This is a genomic window from Rhizobium sp. SRI_017, from assembly GCF_057586295.1.
In genome coordinates, this window is the sequence record NZ_JBYCZP010000019.1 from 23,618 (window position 1) to 42,434 (window position 18,817).

Below are 18,817 nucleotides of genomic sequence, written 5' to 3' on the forward strand. Positions count from 1 at the left end.
TTCCCGTCAGACTTCCATCGCATAGCCCGCGCCGCGCACGGTGCGGATGATGTCGGGCATGTTGGAAATGTTGAGCGCCTTGCGCAGGCGGCCGACATGGACGTCCACGGTGCGTTCGTCGACATAGATGTCGTGGCCCCAGACGCCGTCGAGCAGCTGTGAGCGTGAGAAGACGCGGCCGGGCGAAGACATGAAGAACTCGAGCAGCTTGAACTCGGTCGGTCCGAGCCGGATCTCGCGCGACCGGCGATGGACGCGATAGGTCTCGCGGTCGAGCTCGACATCGCCGCATTTCAGCACCGACGAGATCGCGCTGGGACGCACGCGGCGGAGCATGGCCTTGACGCGGGCCATCAGCTCCGGCGTCGAGAACGGCTTGACGACATAGTCGTCGGCGCCGGTGGAGAGGCCGCGCACGCGCTCGCTCTCCTCGCCGCGGGCGGTCAGCATGATGACCGGCAGGCGTTCGGTCTGCGGCCGCATCCTGAGCCGCCGGCAGAGCTCGATGCCGGACACGCCAGGCAGCATCCAGTCGAGCACCAGCAGGTCCGGCACCCGTTCCTGGAGCCGGATATCGGCCTCGTCGCCGCGGCCTATCACCTCGACGTCATAGCCTTCCGCTTCGAGGTTGTAGCTGAGCAAAGTACCCAGCGCTTCCTCGTCTTCCACCACCATGATTCTCGGCTGCATCGATACTATCCTGTAGGCCGCTATTCAGCGGGCTGGACGACGGACGCGGTATTGTCGTCCTTCGGCCGTTCGCCGGCCGGCTGCTCGCCGGTCGACATGTAGTAGATGGTCTCGGCGATGTTGGTCGCATGGTCGCCGATGCGCTCGATGTTCTTGGCGCAGAACAAGAGATGCGTGCAGGGCGTGATGTTGCGCGGGTCTTCCATCATGTAGGTGAGCAGCTCGCGGAACAGCGACGTGTACATCGCGTCGATCTCTTCGTCGCGGGCGCGGATCTGCTCCGCCTTCTCAGGAGAGCGCGTCGAGTAGACGTCGAGTACGTCTTTGAGTTGGGAGAGCGCCAGTTCGGAGAGATGCTCGATGCCGCGGGCGAGCGGACGGGGGATGCCCGTCGTCTGGACTGCAATCACGCGCTTGGCGGTTGACTTGCCGAGGTCGCCGACTCGCTCGAGGTCCGAGGCGATACGGATCGAGCCGATGATTTCGCGGAGGTCCGAGGCAACGGGCTGGCGCTTGGCGATCATCAGGATGGCCTTGTCGCCGATCTCGCGCTCGGTGGCATCCACGATCGTGTCTTCCGAAATCACGCGCTGGGCAAGTGCTGCATCGGAAGTCACGAGTGCGTGAATCGCGTCGGAAACCATCTGCTCGACCATGCCGCCCATTTCGGCGATGCGGCGGGCGAGCGTCTTCAGTTCGTCGTCGAAGACGGAATAGATATGTGCGGTGGACATGTCAGTACCTCATACTGTCGGGATACGTCTAAGGGCTTCGTCGGCTGGGATCAGCCGAAGCGACCCATGATGTAGTCCTGGGTGCGCTGGTCGTCCGGATTGGTGAAGATCTTGTCGGTGTCGTTCTCTTCCACGAGATAGCCGAGGTGGAACATGGCGGTCCGCTGGGACACGCGCGCCGCCTGCTGCATCGAGTGGGTGACGATGACGATGGTGAAGTTTTCGCGCAGTTCGTGGATGAGCTCCTCGACCTTGGCGGTCGCGATCGGGTCGAGCGCCGAGCAGGGCTCGTCCATCAGGATGACTTCCGGGCTGACGGCGACGGCGCGGGCAATGCACAGACGCTGCTGCTGACCACCGGACAGGCCGGTACCGGGCTCGTGCAGGCGATCCTTGACTTCGTTCCAGAGACCGGCGCGCTGCAGGCTCTTCTCGACGATCTCGTCGATCTGCGCCTTGTTCTTGGCGAGGCCGTGGATGCGCGGGCCGTAGGAGACATTCTCGTAGATCGACTTCGGGAACGGGTTCGGCTTCTGGAACACCATGCCGACGCGGGCGCGAAGTTCCACGACGTCAAGCGACGGGCGATAGACGTCGCCGCCGTCGAGCGTGATGCTGCCGGTGACGCGGCAGCCTTCGATCGTATCGTTCATGCGGTTGAGGCAGCGCAGGAACGTCGACTTGCCGCAGCCTGACGGGCCGATGAGCGCGGTCACCGTGTTCTGGCGAACGTTCAGGTTGACGTCGTACAGCGCACGCTTCTCGCTGTAGTAAACCGACACGTCCTTGCCGATCATCTTGTAGTTCTGTTCAGTCGCCATGGTCTTGCCAACAGCCTTTTCGACTTCAATATCCGTAAGCATATTCATGATGGAAACTCCTTACCAGCGGCGTTCGAAACGCCGGCGCAACAGGATTGCGGCGAGGTTCATGATGATGAGAAAGATGAGCAGCACGATGATCGCGCCTGAGGTGCGTTCGACGAAGGCGCGTTCGGCCTCATTCGCCCACATGTAGATCTGCACCGGCAGGGCCGTCGCAGGTTCGAACGGCGTCGTCGGGTAGTCGACGACGAAGGCCACCATGCCGATAAGCAGCAGCGGCGCGGTTTCGCCGAGCGCGTTCGCCAGGCCGATGATCGTACCGGTCAGGATTCCCGGCATGGCGAGCGGCAGGACGTGATGGGTCACGGTCTGCATCTTCGAGGCGCCGAGGCCGAGGGCAGCCGCGCGGATCGACGGCGGCACGGCCTTGAGGGCAGCGCGGGTTGCGATGATGATCGTCGGCAGCGTCATCAGAGCCAGCACGAGGCCGCCGACGATGGATGCGGAGCGCGGCATGCCGATGAAGTTGATGAAGATTGAAAGGCCGAGCAGACCATAGACGATGGATGGAACGGCGGCGAGGTTGTTGATGTTGACCTCGATCAGGTCGGTCCAGCGGTTCTTCGGTGCGAATTCCTCGAGATAGATCGACGCACAGACACCGATCGGAAGCGCCAGCGCCAGCACGATCAGCATTGTATAGATCGAGCCGAGAATGGCGACGCCGAGACCCGCCGCTTCCGGGCGGCTCGATGCGCCAGCCGTGAAGAAAGCCGGATTGAAATGCTCGCGGAGCGCGCCGGCGTCAGAGAGCTTGTTCATGATCTGAACTTGCGTGTCGGAGATCTTGCGGTCGCTTTCAGGCACGGTCAGGTCGATCTGACCCTTGAAGGCGGAGTCGATATTGGCCGAGGCCAGGAAGGTGACTGGGATCGTCTTGCCGATGATATCAGGATTGGCGATCACCAAATCACGCAACTGGGCACGCACGCCGTCGGAAACGAAGCCCTTGAGCTTGGCGATCTCCGGACGATTCTTCGGATCGATGCCGACGATCTTGGCGACGGCGTCGCGCGCAAGATTCGGATAGTTCGCCGTCACCAGCACCTTGGGGTCGGTGGCGCGCTTGTTCAAGGGGTCGATGATCTTTTCCGAGAACTCGACTGGAACTGTGATCATCGTCTGGAAGAAGGCGGTATAGCCCTTGGAGAAGATCGAGACCAGCAGCAGCACGAGGAAGGCGAGCCCGATGATGATGGCCGCCGCACCATACATGCGGAACCGCTTCTCTGCGGCGCGGCGGCCCTTGATGCCGATATCGCGAGAGCCAGTAGCGGACGTGGGCGAAGAGGCTGTGGGATTAAGGACAGCGTCGGTCATTCGTACTGCTCCCGGTACTTGCGGACGATGTAGAGGGCGTAGACATTCATGGCGAGCGTCAGCACGAAGAGCGTGATGCCGAGCGCGAAGGCGACGAGCGTCTGCGGGGAGTTGAATTCAAGGTCGCCGGTCAACTGGTTGACGATCTTGACGGTGATGGTGGTCATCGGCTCGAAGGGCGAGAACTGCAGGTTGGCAGCAACGCCGGCCGCGAGAACCACAATCATGGTTTCGCCGATGGCCCGCGAGCCGGTGAGCAGCAGCGCACCCATGATGCCCGGCAGGGCGGCGGGCAGGATGACCCGCTTCATGGTTTCGGACCGCGTGGCGCCAAGGCCGAGCGAACCGTCGCGCATCGCCCGCGGCACCGCGGTGATGATGTCGTCCGACAGCGAGGAGACGAAGGGGATGAGGCGGATGCTCATCACGAAGCCTGCTGTCAGGACGCTCTGCGCTTCGATGAAGTTGGTGTAGTTGCCCGACAGCGCGCCCCACAGGCCCGCCGAGAAGTCCCGGAAGAACGGTCCGATCGTGATCAGCGCGAAGAAGCCGTAGACGATGGTCGGGATGCCGGCGAGGATTTCAAGCAGCGGCTTGACGATCGAGCGGACCCGCCTGGAGGCGTATTCGGCCATGTAGATGGCCGCAAAAAGACCGATCGGAACAGCAATCAGCATTGCAACGAGGGCGATATACATCGTGCCGAGCAGCAGAGGGATCAGGCCGAATTGACCGGCGGAGTTGCCCTCCGTCGAGAAGCGCGGGTCCCAAACCGTTCCGAAGAAGAAGTTGACCGGCGAGACCTGGCCGAAGAACCGGACCGTCTCGGAAAACAGCGAGCCGACAATGCCGAACGTGGTCAGGATCGCGATCGTTGAAGAGATGATCAGCGCCCAGAGCATGAAGCGCTCGACATTGTTGCGTGCGCGGAAGGTCGGGGAGACCCGGGTATAGGAGTAGGCGGCCCCGGCGAGCGCAAGCAGGATCGTAACGATCGCAACGCCCCACTTCATGGTGGCGGTTTCGCTGACCAGCCGTTTGGCGGCCTCGACCATGAAGGGCTGCGGATCCTGCGCGAGCGGTAGTCCCTTGGAACCCAGCATGGACTTGAGTTTTGTGATGTCCCCATCGACGGAGGTGCGTTCTTCGGTCGTGAGACGGCCATATCCGGTCGCGATCGAATTGACCATGCCGTAGATCACGTCCTGCTCGTTCTGCGACTTTGCGAGATGTTCCGATGGAAGCGAGGCGCGGACGGAGCGGTCGACGTAGTTGGCGCCGATCGCGGAGGCGACGAGGAGGAAAATCGTAGCGGGCAGGATCGCCCAAATTGCTGCATGCGAGCCGAAATAGCTGGGGCGGGAGTGCAGCTTGCGCACATCTCCGTTCACCACAGCGGCGGATCGAGAGCGGGTCAGAAAATAGGCGACCACGCCAATGATCACGATTATCAGGAAAACGGAGGCGCTACCCATCACAATACCCTAGCCGGAATTTTGGGGCCTCATGCCCGAGGAAAGCGGATATGAAAATGCCGGCAGGCCCGAGAGCCCGCCGGCAGCATGCAGATTACATGTTCTTCCAGCTGGTGACGGCAGCGCGGATTTCTTCACGCTCGGCGTCCGGAGCCGGGATCAGGCCGTATTCAGCGAGCGGCGAGTCGGGGCCGATCATCGAGTCGGCGGTGAAGAACTCGACATATTCCTTGAGGCCCGGAACGGAGTCGAGATGTGCCTTCTTGACGTAGAAGAACAGCGGACGCGAAACCGGATATTCGCCCTTGGCGACGGCTTCGACGGACGGCAGCACGCCGCTGACGGTCGAGACCTTCAGCTTGTCGGCGTTGTTTTCGTAGAAGGACAGGCCAAACACGCCCACGGCCTTCTTGTCGGCGTCGATGCGGGCGAGCGTCTCGGAGTAGTCGCCGTCGATGTCGACTGCCTTGCCGTCCTTGCGGACTGCCTTGCACTTGCCTTCGGCTTCCTTCTTGTCGATGCCGGCCTTTTCCATGGCTTCGAGCGCGCCGGTGGCCTTGCAGCCGGCGATCAGGAGCTTTTCTTCGAAGACTTCGCGGGTACCGTGCTTTTCGCCCGGGATGAAGGCCTGGATGTCGAGGTCGGCGAGCTTGGCGTTGACCTGCTTCCAGTTGGTGTTCGGGTTGGCGACGACCTTGCCATCGACAACGATTTCAGCGGCAAGCGCCGTGTAGATGTCGGCGGGCTCGAATGCGAGGTCCGGAGCGGACTTGTCGAGGGCGAATACGATGCCGTCATAGCCGATCTTGACTTCGGTGATGTCGGTCACGCCGTTCGACTTGCAGGTCTCGAGTTCCGAGTCCTTGATCTTGCGCGAGGAGTTGGCGATGTCGATGGTGTCGGCGCCAGCGCCCTTGCAGAATTCCTTGAGGCCCGCGCCCGAGCCGCCGGATTCAACGACCGGAGCCTTGAAGTCCGGATAGGTTTCGGCGAACTGCTCGGCGACGATCTTGGCGTAGGGCAGCACGGTCGAGGAGCCGGCAATATGGATCTGATCGGCGGCGAAGGATACGCCTGCGAATGCGACGGAGGCGACGAGGGTCGCCACAGTGGTCTTTACGAGTTTCATCTGATCTCTCCCGTTCGGGCTGGATTTGGCGGCGCCTTGGCCGGCGCCCTGGCCTGCTTGGATGGCCCGGCTCTCTCTAGACCCTGGACAGCTATCCTTTTATGTCATTTTCACGAAAGATTTGTGACAGACTAAGTATATGAAAATACTTAGTAAGATCGCCAACGTGGGCCGCAGCCTCAAGTTTTGTGTCAGAACCGCACGGTAAACGTGCTGCCCTTGCCGACCTCGGACCGGATGACCAGCCGGGCCCGGTGGCGGGTGAGGATGTGTTTGACGATGGCGAGCCCCAGCCCAGTGCCCTTTTTCGATCGGCTGCTCTCGACATTGACCCGGTAAAAGCGCTCGGTGAGGCGCGGCACATGTTCCTCGGGTATGCCCGGCCCGTAATCCTGAATGCTGACCTCGACCGGCTGGCCCTTGACCGCGGATAGCCTCACTTCCACCTTCTTGCCTTCCTGGCCATACTTGCAGGCGTTCTCGATCAGATTCTCGAACACCTGGGTGAGTTCGTCGCTATCGCCGCTGACATTCACCGGGCCTTCAGGCACGATGCGCTTGATCTCGACGCCGACATCTGCGGCAAGCGGCGCGAGTGCATCGCAGACGGAGCCGATCAACGGCACCAGGTCCACGGCATCGTCAGGCGTCACCTTGGCTTTCAGTTCAAGCCGCGACAGCGACATCAGGTCGTCGACCAACCGGCTCATGCGGGTTACCTGCTCCTGCATGATGCCGAGGAATTTCTCCTGCGCCCGCGGATCGTTGCGGGCCGGTCCCTGCAGGGTCTCGATGAAGCCGCGCAGCGAGGCGAGCGGCGTGCGCAGCTCGTGCGACGCATTGGCGACGAAATCCGTTCGCATGCGATCGATGCGGCGGGTCTCCGAGATGTCACGGAAAATCAGCACGAAGAAATCCGTCGCGTCCTGCGCCTTCACGATGCGCACCTGATAGACGCCTTCCGACGGCATCGGCGTGGTGATTTCCGTCATCCCTGCCTTGCCCGACGCCAGCGAGTCCTTGATGACGTCGAGAACCGCGGGCTGGCGAACGCGTGCCGACACATGCTGGCCGACCACGATTTCGCCGAAGGCATGATGGGCGGAGGGATTCTGGTAGATCACATTGCCGTCGCCATCGAGCAGGAAGACGGGGCTGTCGAAGGCCGCAAAGGCCGCCTTGACGCTCAGGAAAGGATCGGCCGGCTGCGGCTCGGGAATGTCGAGCGCGGGCTTCTGGGACGGTGCCGTCTGCAAGGCAAAGAACATGGGCAGGAGAGCGATGGCGCCGCCCGCGAGCGCCGCGGCCGGCGACTCGGATATCAGATAGACAACGGTCAGCGCCGCGAAGACGGTGACAAGCTGAATGCTGCGCCGTGATAGCCAAGCCGTCATTGCGACCATCCCTTGTACTCCACGAACCGACTCCAATCCTTCCTTGCTATCTTCGATTTATGACAGGTTTTCCATGGAGCGCTTGAATTCACAAGGCGAATATGGACAACTCACGCCATTACATAAGCAGACAGTCCGGGAGAAAAGCATGCTGGATGAGGTTAAGACCGACCCGGTGGAACTGGAGATCGGCGGCAAGAAGCGCCTGTTTGATATCGATAATCCCGACCTCCCCAAGTGGATCGGCGACCAGGCGCTCGCGTCCGGCGACTTCCCCTATGACAAGAAGCTGGACGAAGAGGCGTATGAGGCAGACCTAGAAAAACTTCAGGTCGAGCTCGTCAAGCTGCAGATCTGGCAGCAGAAGAGCGGTGCCCGCGTGATGACCATCTTCGAGGGCCGTGACGCGGCGGGCAAGGGCGGCTCGATCAACGTCATCAAGATAAACATGAATCCCCGTTCAGCCCGCATCGTCGCGCTGACCAAGCCGACCGAGACCGAGCGCGGCCAGTGGTACTTCCAGCGCTATGTCTCGACCTTCCCGACCTCGGGCGAGTTCGTGCTGTTCGACCGCTCCTGGTATAACCGCGCCGGCGTCGAGCCGGTCATGGGGTTCTGCACGCCGGAACAGTACGACGCTTTCATGAAGACTGTGCCGCGCTTCGAGAAGCTGATCGTCCAGGACGGCATCTTCTTCTTCAAATTCTATCTCGATATCGGTCGAGAGATGCAGCTCAAGCGCTTCCACGACCGGCGCCACGATCCGCTCAAGTTCTGGAAGCTGTCGCCGATGGATATCGCGGCGCTGACCAAGTGGGACGACTACACCGCCAAGCGCGACCGCATGCTGAAGGAAACGAACACCGACGAAGCGCCATGGCATGTCGTGCGCAACAACGACAAGCGCCGCGGCCGGCTGGAGGTGATCAAACACATCCTCGACGCGATCGATTATGAAGGTAAGGACAGGAACGTCATCGGCAAGGTGGACGGCGCAATCATCGGCCGCGGTGCGAAATTTCTGAAGTAAGCCGGCTAAAGAAGGCCTAATCGTGCGTATCATTTGCCTGAATGGCTGGGGCGGCAAGCTGCATGATGCTTTGGCGGACTATGTCCGTGCGGCGGCGCCCGATGTGCTCTGCCTGCAGGAGGTCGTTCACACGCCTGCCTCCGAGAAAGCCTGGCTCGACTATCGCGACGGTGATCATATCCTGCCGCAGCGCGCCAATTTCTTCCGCGATATCGCAGACACCTTGCCGGACCATGTCGCGACCTTCTGCCCCGCGGCACAAGGGGATCTCTGGGACGGCGACCGGGTCATCCCCTCGCAATGGGGTCTTGCGACATTTGTCCGCAAGTCCTACCCGATCATCGGCCAGATCCAGGCCTTCGTTCACAAGGGCTTCTCGGCCGACGGCTATGGCGACCACCCCCGCTCGCGCAATGCTCATGCCGTCAGACTCTATGATTTCGAGCAGAACCGGCCCGTCTGTGTCGTTCACACCCACGGTCTCAGGGACCTAAACGGCAAGATGGATACGCCGGAGCGCGTGGCGCAGGCGAACAGGCTTGTCGACCTCGTGCGCGCCATCGCAATGCCGGGCGACCAGATTGTCCTGTGCGGCGATTTCAACGTCGGACCCGATAGCCAGACCTTCGATATTCTGGCTGATCTCGGCTTAAGGGATCTCGTCACCAGCCGCGGCTATACCAGCACACGGACATCTCATTACAAGAAGCCGGGCCGCTTCGCCGACTACATGCTGGTGAACGATGTTGTGGACGTAAAGCGCTTCGAGATCGTGACCGACCCGGAAGTGTCCGACCACTGCCCGCTTCTGCTGGAAATCTAGACACGAAAAAGCCGGGAGCGGTGGATGCGCTCCCGGCTCTTGGACCTGCCTGCCTCAGCGAACGCGACGGCGCTCGGCAGAGGGCTGATAGGCCAGTTTCTGGTGGTACGCGCAGTAGGGCGTATTGTCCGGGGAGTCGTTGCCGCAGAAGCAGAAGTCATCCTTGAGCGGGTCGCCAAGCGGCCACTTGCAGGTCCGCTCGGTGAGGCGGATCAGCGGGACGCGCTTGAAGATCGGCACCACCACGTTGTCACGGGCGACATGCACTTCCTCGTGGGCATCGACCTCGATGTCTTCCTTGAGCATCGTCGCACCGGCAGGACGGGTCACGGTGCGGGTGATCGTACGCGGGGCAAAGGTTGTCGGACGTGCCTGTGCCGGGATCGAAGCCCGCTTCTGGGACCGGGCAGATGTGGCCCCGCCGGCCTTGGCGCGGCCCGGAAGGTTCAAGCGGTGTACCTTGCCGATCACGGCATTGCGGCTGACGCCGCCGAGTTGTGCCGCGATCTGACTTGCGCTCAACCCCTCCGACCACAACTTCTTGAGTCTATCGACTCGTTCGTCGGTCCAGTTTGCGCCATTTTCCATAATGTTGTCCTTCTAACGGAATCCATCAGCGCGCCCAGGCAAGCCTGAGGGCGAAGACCCCTGATATTTTTGGTGACTAGTTCCGCCGCATGCAGTCTAGTTTTGTTTGTCCTAACCTAATGACCCCGGGACTCGCTGACAAGAGTCGGGCGAATCTGATGGAATCGTTTTTCGGGTTATCCCCAACATTGATCTGTCAAGTCCCATTCTGCTGAGGCAGGATGACACCTTCGCGACGACGCCCGAACACGGCCGTTGGGCAGGCCCATCGCGTGGAAATGCGGGTTTTTGTTGACGTTGGCCGATGAGGTGATAATAGTGCCGCTGCCGCCTGCGAGGGCGGCTTTTGCTTTTTCTCGGGCCCGGTCAAATCCCTGACATGCCGGCCCTAGACCTGTCGCCGATGAGGAGAACCGTTATGGCGGACACCGCTACGCTCTATGAAACCTACGCTCGCGCCCCGATGCGCTTCGAGCGAGGTGAGGGCGTGTGGCTGATCACCGAGACGGGCGAGCGCTACCTCGATTTCGCGGCCGGCGTCGCCGTCAACTCGCTCGGCCATGCCCATCCGCATCTCGTCGAGGCGCTGAAAAGCCAGGCCGAAAAGCTTTGGCACACCTCCAATCTCTATGAATCCCCCGGCCAGGAAAAGCTGGCACGCCGGCTGACCGACAATACCTTCGCCGACAAGGTATTCTTCACCAATTCTGGTGCGGAAGCACTGGAATGCGCGATCAAGACGGCGCGGCGCTACCACTATTCCAAGGGCCATCCGGAAAAATTCCACATCATCACCTTCGAGGGCGCTTTCCACGGCCGCACAATTGCGACGATCGCCGCCGGCGGCCAGCAGAAATACATCGATGGCTTTGGCCCGAAGGCACCCGGCTTCGACCAGGTTCCGTTCGAGGACATGGATGCGGTCAAGGCAGCGATCACGGACGCGACCGCTGCCATCCTGCTCGAACCCGTTCAGGGCGAAGGCGGCCTGCGCTCCTTCTCCAAGGAATTCCTGCGCGAGATACGCGCGCTTTGCGACGAGCGTGGCTTGCTGCTCGTCCTCGACGAAGTGCAGTGCGGCATCGGCCGTACCGGCAAGCTCTTCGCACATGAACATGCCGGGATCACCCCCGACATCATGGCGGTGGCAAAGGGCATCGGCGGCGGCTTCCCTGTTGGTGCCTGCCTCGCGACCGCTGAAGCGGCCTCCGGCATGGTCACCGGCACGCATGGATCGACCTATGGCGGCAATCCGCTCGCCATGGCCGTGGGCAATGCCGTGCTCGATGTCGTGCTGGCAGATGGTTTCCTGCAGCATATCAATGACGTCTCGATTGTCTTCCGCCAGGGCCTTGCCTCGCTCAAGGATCGTTTCCCCGAAGTGATCGAGGAAATCCGCGGCCAGGGCCTAATGATCGGCATCAAGGCCAAGGTGCCGGCGGGCGATCTCCTGCAGGCGATGCGCGGCGAAAAGCTGCTTGCCGTTCTCGCCGGCGACAATGTCGTGCGGCTGCTGCCCCCGCTCGTCACGACGGCCGAAGAAGCCCGCGAAGGTCTTGCCCGGCTCGAAAAGGCCGCCGAAGCCGTCTCCAAGCGATGAAGCTTGTCCTGTCCTGAAATTCCACTAACGTTTCAAGATTGACGACAAGGATAACGCATATGGCGTCCAAGAAGCATTTTCTCGATCTCTCCGCCGTTTCCGCCGAAGACCTCCGGCTCATCATGGAGGACGCGAAGACCCGCAAGACCAATCTCAAGGCCGGCAAGGGCGACAAGCCGCTCGCTGGCAAGATGCTGGCGATGATCTTCGAGAAGCCCTCGACCCGCACCCGCGTTTCCTTCGATGTCGGCATGCGCCAGCTCGGCGGCGAAACGCTGTTCCTGTCAGGCACCGAAATGCAACTCGGCCGCGCCGAGACGATCGGCGACACAGCCAAGGTGCTGTCGCGCTATGTCGATGCGATCATGATCCGCACCACCGATCATTCACGGCTGCTGGAGCTTGCCGAGCACGCGACTGTGCCCGTGATCAACGGCCTCACCGATGCGACCCATCCCTGCCAGATCATGGCTGACATCATGACCTTCGAGGAGCATCGCGGCAATGTCGCCGGCAAGACCATCGCCTGGACCGGCGACGGCAACAATGTGCTGCATTCGCTGATCGAGGGCTCCGCTCGTTTCGGCTACCGCATGAACATGGCTGTGCCGCTCGGCAGCGAACCCGATGACAAATATCTCAACTGGGCACGCAACAATGGCGGCAACGTCATGCTGACGCACGATGCCGAGAAGGCCGTTGATGGCGTCGATTGCGTCGTCACTGACACCTGGGTCTCGATGAACCAGGAACATCGCGCGCGCGGCCACAATGTGTTCCAGCCCTTCCAGGTCAATGGTGCGCTGATGAAGCACGCCAAGCCTGACGCTCTCTTCATGCACTGCCTGCCAGCCCATCGCGGCGAGGAAGTGACCGATGAGGTGATCGACGGCGCCCAGTCGGTGGTCTTCGACGAGGCGGAAAACCGCCTCCACGCCCAGAAGTCGGTTCTGGCCTGGTGCCTCGGCGCAATCTGATCGGTCGGGCTGAACGATGCGTTCAGCAGCGCAGCCTTGAATAGGCTGCGCAATTGCCTACTTGAAGGCCAACGCAAAGCAGCCGATGATGTGCTGCTTGGACACCATTTGAGACTCCGATGACCGAAATACATGTCAATCCGGGCCGCACAGGGCCCGCCGGCGATGATCGCGTTGTTCCCTTCCAGGTCGAAGGGCTCGATGTGCGCGGCCGTGCGGTCTCTCTGGGTCCGCTCACCGACGCGATCCTGTCGCGCCATTCCTATCCTGCACCCGTCGCACGCCTGCTGTCCGAAACGATCGCGCTGACCGTTCTGCTCGGCACATCGCTGAAGTTCCAGGGCAAGCTGATCGTGCAGACGCAGACCGATGGACCCGTCAACTTCCTCGTCGCCGATTTCACGGCGCCGGACGGCGTTCGCGCCTATGCCCGTTTCGACGCCCAGGCGGTCGAGGCGGCAAAGGCTGCCGGCCGCATCGAGCCGCATGAACTGCTCGGCAAGGGCATCTTGGCCTTCACCATCGACCAGGGCGAACACACGCAGCGCTACCAGGGCATCGTCGCGCTCGACGGCGAGACGCTGGAAGAGGCGGCGGCGGCCTATTTCCGCCAGTCCGAACAGATCCCGACCCGCGTCAAGCTCGCCTCGGCCGAGCTCTTCGCCCGCGATGCCGAAGGCAAGCTGCGTCACAGCTGGCGCGCCGGCGGCATGGTCGTGCAGTTCCTGCCGCAGGCCCCCGAGCGCATACGCCAGCGGGACCTGCATGGCGGCGACGGCTATACGGACCACGAGTTCGAGGAAGACGAGACCTGGACCGAGGCGCAGATGCTGGCCTCGACGGTGGCGCCCGAGGAACTCACCGACCCGGATCTTGGCGTCGAGCGGTTGCTCTATCGCCTTTTCCACGAGCGCGGCGTACGCGTCTATGACGCTCAGCCGGTCCACGATCGCTGCAGTTGCTCGCGCGAAAAGCTCCATGGCGTGCTCTCCGGCTTCTCCGCAGAGGAGATCGAGAGCACGATCGAGGACGGCGAGATCCGGGTGGAATGTGAATTCTGCTCGACGGTCTACAAGTTCGATCCGGTGGAGTTCCAGAAGCCGAACTGAAGGTCTCAGCGACGACCCTCCCCGTCCCTCCCCACAAGGGGGAGGGCTAACCCGCGGCGATACCTGCGCGTCCAGCAACCCTCAGCTTGTTGCAGCGCCGCGTTGGTCGCGGAGAATAAGGCGAATTAAGTCCTCCCCCTGGTGGGGCGGATTTAGGAGGGGCCTTCCTTCAAGTGAATCTCTAATTCAGCGTCCGCTGCAGCCCCGGCGTATCCAGCGAAAACGCCGGTATCGCCACGTCGAATGTCTCGCCGGAATCGGCCAGCATCTGGTAATGGCCGAACATCACGCCGGAGGGCGTATCGAGCGGACATCCGGAATTGTACTCGTAGGTATCGCCCGGGTTGAGCACGGGCTGTTCACCGACCACGCCGGGGCCTGAGACCTCGTCGACCTGGCCGTTCTCGTCGGTAATGTTCCAGTAGCGATTGAGAAGTTTCACGCGCTGATCGGAATGATTGGCGATGACGATCTTGTAGCCCCATACGTAGCGGCTATCTTCCGGGTCAGATTGCTCCGGCAGATAGTAAGGCTCCACGGTCACTTCTATTTCGCGCGTCGTCGCGTGATACATACTACTGATACCGCAATCCTTCCTCTCGCCGCATATGCCCGCGTTCTAACGCCCATGATGCACGTGGGTCAAGAATATCGCAGACGGAGCTTGCCCTAGGCTAGCCTGTGATCTGGACCGAATTCAGGTCGTGGGCAGTGCCGAGACGCCGCCATGCGCCGCCGACCAGGCGAGCGGGTCGTCGAGGAAGGACTGGACCGAGGCCAGCTTGTCCTTGTCGAACAGCGCTTGCGCACGAGCCACGTCCAACACCTGCCGCCAGGTGGAGATGTGATGCAGCTGAACATGGCCGTTGGCAAAGCGTGCCTCGGCTTCGCGGAAGATGCCGTAATAGAACAGTGCCATGCCATGCTCCACCACGCCGCCTGCGGCGCGGATCGCATCGATGAAGGTGAACATCGAACCGCCGGCCGTCGTCAGGTCCTCGATGACGAGCACGCGCGCGCCTTCCCGCATCTGCCCTTCGATCTGGGCATTGCGGCCGTGCCCCTTGGGCTGCTTGCGGACATAGATCATCGGCAGCGACATCCGCTCGGCCAGGAAGGCCGCAAAGGGGATGCCCGCCGTCTCGCCGCCCGCCACGCAATCGAACTGCTCGAAACCGGCTTCGGACATCACGGTCGCTGCTGCGAAATCCATCACCGCCGAGCGGATGCGCGGGTAGGAGATCAGCTTGCGGCAGTCGATATAGACCGGGCTCATCATGCCCGACGCGAGCTTGTAGGGCTCCTCAGGCCGGAAATGCACCGCCTTGATCTCCCACAGCATCTTCGCCATCAGCTCGGCCATCACGGCCTTGTCGGTGAATGCATTGGAAAACATCGGTGGGCCTCGTTCAACGGAAGTTAACTGCGCTTAACAGGAAGCGTCCCAGCTGAAAAGTGCGGCGTGGAACTTTTGAACGAGCTTGCTATTCTGCGGCCAATATCCGGGGGAGATCTCATGACCTTTGCCTTGCGTCCCGTCCGCCTGCCCGATTTCGAAGTGCCGCATGCCCGGCCTGAGATCCCGGCCGAGACCTATGCTGCCCGCGCCGACGCCGCCTATGCCGGCGCCGGCCGGGATTGGCTGGTCGTTTATGCCGATCGCGAACATCTCGCCAATATGGCGTTCCTGACCGGCTTCGAGCCGCGCTTCGAGGAAGCCTTGTTGATTCTCGGCAAACGCGGGCGCCGTGTGCTCGTCGTTGGCAATGAAAGCGGCAGCTATGCCGTACTGGCGGGCTTGCCCGACATCGAGGTTGTGCTCTGCCAGTCGCTCAGCCTGCTCGGCCAGCCGCGCGAGGCAGCGCCCAATCTCGAGGACGTGCTCGGTGAGATCGGTATCCGTCAGGGCGATACGATCGGGCTGGTTGGCTGGAAATATCTGGCACCGGACGAATGGCGCGGCCCCCTGCCGAGCTTCCAGGTCTCGGCTTTCATCGTCGATACGCTTCGCGCTGCCGCCGGAGATCCCGCGGCCGTCACGGATGCCACCTCGGTGCTGATGCATCCCGAGACCGGCCTTCGGGCGGTTGTCGATGTCCATGAGATTGCAGCGCTTGAATGGGGTGCCGCCCGCGCCTCTGCCGCGGTCTGGCGCATCGTCCAGGGCGCGCGCGAGGGTGATGACGAGTTCTCGGCGGCAAGCCGCATGAACTATGCGGGCGAGCCGCTGAGCTGCCATGTGATGTTCGCCTCAGCCTCGCCGGGCAACCCGGTCATCGGGTTGCGCAGCCCTGTTGGACGCAAGCTCGCCAAGGGCGATGGTGTGACGACGGCGGTCGGCTACTGGGGCGGTCTCTCCTGCCGCGCCGGCCTGTTCACCGACCACGACGCGGTCTTCCTCGAGACCGCCAAGGCCTATTTCCGCGGCCTCGCCGAATGGTACGACATCGCCGATATCGGCGTCGAAGGCGGCCAGATCTTCGCTGCCGTCACCGAGGCACTCAACGAGCATGGCCTCGACCAGGCGCTCAATCCTGGTCATCTCGTTGGTCACGACGAGTGGGTCCATACGCCGGTCCGTCCGGGCTCGACCGAAAAGCTCCGCTCCGGAATGCCCTTCCAGGTCGATATCATCCCGGTGCCGATGAAGGACAATTGGGCGCTGAACCACGAGGATTCGGTGACCTTCGCCGATGAGGCCCTGCGCGCTGACTTGGCGCGTCTCTATCCCGCCGTCCATGTCCGCGTCGAGGCGCGGCGCGCCTTCATCCGCGATGTGATCGGCATAGAGTTGAAGCCGTCGATTCTGCCCATGTCGCATGCGCCTCTCGCGCTGCCGCCCTTCTGGCTGGCATCGGACAAGATCCTCGTGCGGCAATAGGGGCAGGCGCCGATCTCAGACGGCGTGATCAATCGGCGGCAAAGGCAGTGGCAGGCCGGTCACATCGTAGGTCCAGACGCGGAAATGCTTCAGTTCGTGCGGACCGAACGAATTGATCAGCGGCACGTCGGCGGCATCGCGCCCGCGTGCCACGACGATGCGGCCGATGCGAGGAATGTTGTTGCGCGGGTCGAAGGTCATCCACTTCCCGCCGATAAAGACCTCGATCCAGGCGGAGAAATCCTGCGGATCGAGGATCGGCACGCCGATGTCGCCGAGATAGCCGTTCACATAGCGCGCCGGGATGTTCATGCAGCGCAGCAGCGTGATCGCGAGATGGGCGTAGTCGCGGCAGACGCCGATTTGCTCCTGGTAGGCCTCGTAGGCCGTCCGGGTGCTGCGTGCATCCATGTAGCCGAACTTGATGCGTTTGTTGGCGAAGTCGCAGATCGCCTGCACGCGACCCCACCCGGGAGCAATATTGCCGAACAGGTCCCAGGCGATCTGGCTCAGGCGATCGGTCTCGCAATAGCGGCTGCCCATCAGGAAGACCAGGCATTCGTTCGGCAGATCGGCAACGGCGATTTCCTCAGCCTCGGGAACCACGGGGTCGTGAAGTCCGCTATCCTCGATCGTGCCGTCGCCCCATATTGAGAAATCTCCCGCAGGCGCCACGAAGCGGCGGCAGATATTGCCGAAGAGATCGTCATAGACGGTGCTCGGCACGGAGGGCTGCGTCACCACCTGTTCTTGAGAACGGATATCGCCTGCGCGGTCGCGGTGGGAATTGAGAAGGCAGACCAGCGGCGTGGGCTGCGGGCAGTTGATGGTGATGTCGTAACCAAAGCGGATCAGCATTGCAGGTTCCTTGCGCGTTGCGGGCAGGGGACCGGCATGGCCAGTCTGCTGGGCCAGTCTGCCGGGCCAGTCTGCTGGCGCCGGAGCGACGCAAAAGCACTGTCGCATTCCTGTTGCATTGCGGCAAGAAATGTTTTCACGGTGGCTCAGGCGCGGTCTGTCATCCGCCGGGGTCAAGACCTCCGCTGTTCGCTGCCCGGAATTTCGACGTAACCCAATCGGCAAGCGCTGCTGCGGGCTTCGGCAGCGCGCTGAAGCTGCGCGCCACGAGATAATAGGCGCCATAGGGCAATTTTGTCTGGAACGGCTGGACAAGTCTTCCGGCCAGCAGGTCCTCCTGAACGAATGCCTGATCGGCGAGGCCTACGCCGTGCCCGCGCAGCGCCGATTGCAGGACGAGCGCGCCATCTGCGATCATCGGTCCACGGTCGCCGCGGATGTCTGGGGCTCCGGCCAGCCGGAACCATTCGCTCCAGCCCTGGCGGTTCTCTTCGTGCAGCAATTCGAATTGCTGAAGGTCGACCGGCGCTGCGATCGGCGCGCGCGCCGACAGCAGGGATGGCGCCAATACCGGCACCAGCGCGGTGTCGACCAGATGCCGGCTCTCGGTTCGCGGCCAACCTGCATGTGAACCGCTCTGTCTAATGGCCAGCTCGGCTTCGTTGGCGCGGAACTCGATGACGCGCGGATCGGATTCGATCCGAACTTCGATGTCGGGGAAGAGCGTCCTGAATTCGATCAGGTTCGGCACCATCCAGAGCGTTGCGAAAGTCGGCTCCACACTGATCGTGACACTCTGCAGTCCTTCGCGCGCTGTGATCGTTGAAAGCGCCGCGTCGATCCGGTCGAAGGATTCGGTGAGCACGCCAAGCAGGTCCTCACCCTCGGGCGTCAGCGCGACGGCGCGATGAAGCCGCTCGAACAGCGGATGGCCGAGTGCTGCTTCGAGCTCCCGAATCTGCCGGCTGATCGCAGCCTGGGAGACGAAGAGCTCCTCCGCGGCCTGCGTGAAACTCAGCAGCCGCCCCGCCACCTCGAAGCTCCTCAATGCCGTCAATGGCAGGCGACCCCGCTTCATCCATAACCTCAAGTCATGTGAAGCCGGCAATATACTCGTTTGAGCGATCGGGGCAACAGCGCGACAATGCTGGTCATGGAAAGGAGCAAGCCAATGATCAAGCAGATCATCGAGATCCTGATGGCGGCCATTGCGATTGCCACCGGCATGCCGCGTGGCTGGCCCCATCAACCTCATCAGCCTTGTCGGCGATACGAGGACAGATGATGGGATGGACAAAAGAAAATCCGGGCCGTGATGTTGGCAC

General features: G+C 62.1%; 18 protein-coding genes. 6 read left to right on the forward strand and 12 right to left on the reverse strand.

Annotated features, from left to right (window positions below; all coding sequences use genetic code 11):
* Positions 1 to 6: 6 nt before the first annotated feature.
* The 7 genes from phoB to phoR form a co-directional block, all read right to left on the reverse strand.
* Positions 7 to 690 carry a phosphate regulon transcriptional regulator PhoB gene (gene phoB / locus AC2YI2_RS29215; RefSeq protein WP_449113313.1) on the reverse strand — a complete coding sequence of 228 codons (684 nt, stop codon included), beginning with the start codon at positions 688 to 690 and terminating at the stop codon, positions 7 to 9.
* A gap of 20 nt (positions 691 to 710) precedes the next feature.
* A complete protein-coding gene (phoU, locus tag AC2YI2_RS29220; protein WP_487390054.1) occupies positions 711 to 1,424 on the reverse strand; it encodes a phosphate signaling complex protein PhoU in 714 nt (237 codons plus the stop codon).
* A gap of 50 nt (positions 1,425 to 1,474) precedes the next feature.
* Positions 1,475 to 2,293 carry a phosphate ABC transporter ATP-binding protein PstB gene (gene pstB / locus AC2YI2_RS29225; RefSeq protein WP_487390055.1) on the reverse strand — a complete coding sequence of 273 codons (819 nt, stop codon included), beginning with the start codon at positions 2,291 to 2,293 and terminating at the stop codon, positions 1,475 to 1,477.
* Between the two features lie 12 nt (positions 2,294 to 2,305).
* Complete coding sequence (pstA, locus tag AC2YI2_RS29230) at positions 2,306 to 3,628, reverse strand: phosphate ABC transporter permease PstA (RefSeq protein ID WP_487390056.1); 1,323 nt, start codon at positions 3,626 to 3,628, stop codon at positions 2,306 to 2,308.
* The gene (gene pstC / locus AC2YI2_RS29235) at positions 3,625 to 5,103 is read right to left on the reverse strand and encodes a phosphate ABC transporter permease subunit PstC (protein ID WP_487390057.1); all 1,479 of its coding nucleotides are present in this window, start codon (positions 5,101 to 5,103) and stop codon (positions 3,625 to 3,627) included. Before pstC ends, pstA begins: the two co-directional genes overlap by 4 nt.
* A gap of 94 nt (positions 5,104 to 5,197) precedes the next feature.
* Positions 5,198 to 6,232, reverse strand: a complete 1,035-nt coding sequence (locus AC2YI2_RS29240; RefSeq protein ID WP_487390058.1) for a PstS family phosphate ABC transporter substrate-binding protein — start codon at positions 6,230 to 6,232, stop codon at positions 5,198 to 5,200.
* A 191-nt stretch (positions 6,233 to 6,423) separates the two neighbouring features.
* On the reverse strand, positions 6,424 to 7,626 hold the full coding sequence (gene phoR, locus AC2YI2_RS29245) for a phosphate regulon sensor histidine kinase PhoR (RefSeq protein WP_487390059.1): 1,203 nt from the start codon (positions 7,624 to 7,626) through the stop codon (positions 6,424 to 6,426).
* Positions 7,627 to 7,774: 148 nt separating this feature from the next.
* Here phoR and ppk2 point away from each other — a divergent pair, with 148 nt between their 5' ends.
* Both ppk2 and AC2YI2_RS29255 read left to right on the forward strand, forming a co-directional pair.
* Complete coding sequence (gene ppk2 / locus AC2YI2_RS29250) at positions 7,775 to 8,656, forward strand: polyphosphate kinase 2 (protein WP_487390060.1); 882 nt, start codon at positions 7,775 to 7,777, stop codon at positions 8,654 to 8,656.
* A gap of 22 nt (positions 8,657 to 8,678) precedes the next feature.
* On the forward strand, positions 8,679 to 9,479 hold the full coding sequence (locus AC2YI2_RS29255) for an endonuclease/exonuclease/phosphatase family protein (protein ID WP_487390061.1): 801 nt from the start codon (positions 8,679 to 8,681) through the stop codon (positions 9,477 to 9,479).
* Between the two features lie 54 nt (positions 9,480 to 9,533).
* Here the strand turns inward: AC2YI2_RS29255 and AC2YI2_RS29260 are convergent, their stop codons facing one another.
* The gene (locus tag AC2YI2_RS29260) at positions 9,534 to 10,067 is read right to left on the reverse strand and encodes a GcrA family cell cycle regulator (protein WP_487390062.1); all 534 of its coding nucleotides are present in this window, start codon (positions 10,065 to 10,067) and stop codon (positions 9,534 to 9,536) included.
* A 418-nt stretch (positions 10,068 to 10,485) separates the two neighbouring features.
* Here AC2YI2_RS29260 and AC2YI2_RS29265 point away from each other — a divergent pair, with 418 nt between their 5' ends.
* From AC2YI2_RS29265 to AC2YI2_RS29275, 3 genes are all read left to right on the forward strand, one after another.
* Entirely contained in the window at positions 10,486 to 11,667 is a 1,182-nt protein-coding gene (locus AC2YI2_RS29265; RefSeq protein ID WP_487390063.1) for an acetylornithine transaminase, read from the forward strand.
* A gap of 59 nt (positions 11,668 to 11,726) precedes the next feature.
* Entirely contained in the window at positions 11,727 to 12,644 is a 918-nt protein-coding gene (argF, locus tag AC2YI2_RS29270) for an ornithine carbamoyltransferase (protein WP_487390064.1), read from the forward strand.
* Positions 12,645 to 12,763: 119 nt separating this feature from the next.
* A complete protein-coding gene (locus AC2YI2_RS29275) occupies positions 12,764 to 13,753 on the forward strand; it encodes an Hsp33 family molecular chaperone (protein ID WP_487390065.1) in 990 nt (329 codons plus the stop codon).
* A 181-nt stretch (positions 13,754 to 13,934) separates the two neighbouring features.
* Here the strand turns inward: AC2YI2_RS29275 and apaG are convergent, their stop codons facing one another.
* Together apaG and AC2YI2_RS29285 are read right to left on the reverse strand one after the other, a co-directional pair.
* Positions 13,935 to 14,327 carry a Co2+/Mg2+ efflux protein ApaG gene (apaG, locus tag AC2YI2_RS29280; protein ID WP_487390066.1) on the reverse strand — a complete coding sequence of 131 codons (393 nt, stop codon included), beginning with the start codon at positions 14,325 to 14,327 and terminating at the stop codon, positions 13,935 to 13,937.
* Positions 14,328 to 14,450: 123 nt separating this feature from the next.
* On the reverse strand, positions 14,451 to 15,149 hold the full coding sequence (locus AC2YI2_RS29285; RefSeq protein ID WP_487390067.1) for an orotate phosphoribosyltransferase: 699 nt from the start codon (positions 15,147 to 15,149) through the stop codon (positions 14,451 to 14,453).
* Positions 15,150 to 15,269: 120 nt separating this feature from the next.
* On the opposite strand from AC2YI2_RS29285, the gene AC2YI2_RS29290 reads away from it, so the two are divergent.
* Positions 15,270 to 16,634, forward strand: coding sequence for a Xaa-Pro aminopeptidase (locus tag AC2YI2_RS29290; protein WP_487390068.1), 1,365 nt, complete (start codon positions 15,270 to 15,272; stop codon positions 16,632 to 16,634).
* 15 nt (positions 16,635 to 16,649) lie between these two features.
* Here the strand turns inward: AC2YI2_RS29290 and AC2YI2_RS29295 are convergent, their stop codons facing one another.
* Together AC2YI2_RS29295 and AC2YI2_RS29300 are read right to left on the reverse strand one after the other, a co-directional pair.
* On the reverse strand, positions 16,650 to 17,492 hold the full coding sequence (locus AC2YI2_RS29295; protein ID WP_487390069.1) for a transglutaminase-like domain-containing protein: 843 nt from the start codon (positions 17,490 to 17,492) through the stop codon (positions 16,650 to 16,652).
* 160 nt (positions 17,493 to 17,652) lie between these two features.
* Positions 17,653 to 18,570, reverse strand: a complete 918-nt coding sequence (locus AC2YI2_RS29300; protein WP_487390070.1) for a LysR substrate-binding domain-containing protein — start codon at positions 18,568 to 18,570, stop codon at positions 17,653 to 17,655.
* Between the last annotated feature and the right edge of the window lie 247 nt (positions 18,571 to 18,817).

Excerpts from the sequence above, each read along its gene's own strand:
- pstB (WP_487390055.1), bottom strand. The coding sequence starts at position 2,293 with ATGAATATGCTTACGGATATTGAAGTCGAAAAGGCTGTTGGCAAGACC.
- AC2YI2_RS29240 (WP_487390058.1), bottom strand. The coding sequence starts at position 6,232 with ATGAAACTCGTAAAGACCACTGTGGCGACCCTCGTCGCCTCCGTCGCA.
- ppk2 (WP_487390060.1), top strand. The coding sequence starts at position 7,775 with ATGCTGGATGAGGTTAAGACCGACCCGGTGGAACTGGAGATCGGCGGC.
- AC2YI2_RS29285 (WP_487390067.1), bottom strand. The coding sequence starts at position 15,149 with ATGTTTTCCAATGCATTCACCGACAAGGCCGTGATGGCCGAGCTGATG.
- AC2YI2_RS29300 (WP_487390070.1), bottom strand. The coding sequence starts at position 18,570 with ATGAAGCGGGGTCGCCTGCCATTGACGGCATTGAGGAGCTTCGAGGTG.
- apaG (WP_487390066.1), bottom strand. The coding sequence starts at position 14,327 with ATGTATCACGCGACGACGCGCGAAATAGAAGTGACCGTGGAGCCTTAC.
- pstA (WP_487390056.1), bottom strand. The coding sequence starts at position 3,628 with ATGACCGACGCTGTCCTTAATCCCACAGCCTCTTCGCCCACGTCCGCT.
- argF (WP_487390064.1), top strand. The coding sequence starts at position 11,727 with ATGGCGTCCAAGAAGCATTTTCTCGATCTCTCCGCCGTTTCCGCCGAA.
- phoR (WP_487390059.1), bottom strand. The coding sequence starts at position 7,626 with ATGACGGCTTGGCTATCACGGCGCAGCATTCAGCTTGTCACCGTCTTC.
- AC2YI2_RS29295 (WP_487390069.1), bottom strand. The coding sequence starts at position 17,492 with ATGCTGATCCGCTTTGGTTACGACATCACCATCAACTGCCCGCAGCCC.
- phoB (WP_449113313.1), bottom strand. The coding sequence starts at position 690 with ATGCAGCCGAGAATCATGGTGGTGGAAGACGAGGAAGCGCTGGGTACT.
- phoU (WP_487390054.1), bottom strand. The coding sequence starts at position 1,424 with ATGTCCACCGCACATATCTATTCCGTCTTCGACGACGAACTGAAGACG.
- pstC (WP_487390057.1), bottom strand. The coding sequence starts at position 5,103 with ATGGGTAGCGCCTCCGTTTTCCTGATAATCGTGATCATTGGCGTGGTC.
- AC2YI2_RS29260 (WP_487390062.1), bottom strand. The coding sequence starts at position 10,067 with ATGGAAAATGGCGCAAACTGGACCGACGAACGAGTCGATAGACTCAAG.
- AC2YI2_RS29290 (WP_487390068.1), top strand. The coding sequence starts at position 15,270 with ATGACCTTTGCCTTGCGTCCCGTCCGCCTGCCCGATTTCGAAGTGCCG.
- AC2YI2_RS29275 (WP_487390065.1), top strand. The coding sequence starts at position 12,764 with ATGACCGAAATACATGTCAATCCGGGCCGCACAGGGCCCGCCGGCGAT.
- AC2YI2_RS29265 (WP_487390063.1), top strand. The coding sequence starts at position 10,486 with ATGGCGGACACCGCTACGCTCTATGAAACCTACGCTCGCGCCCCGATG.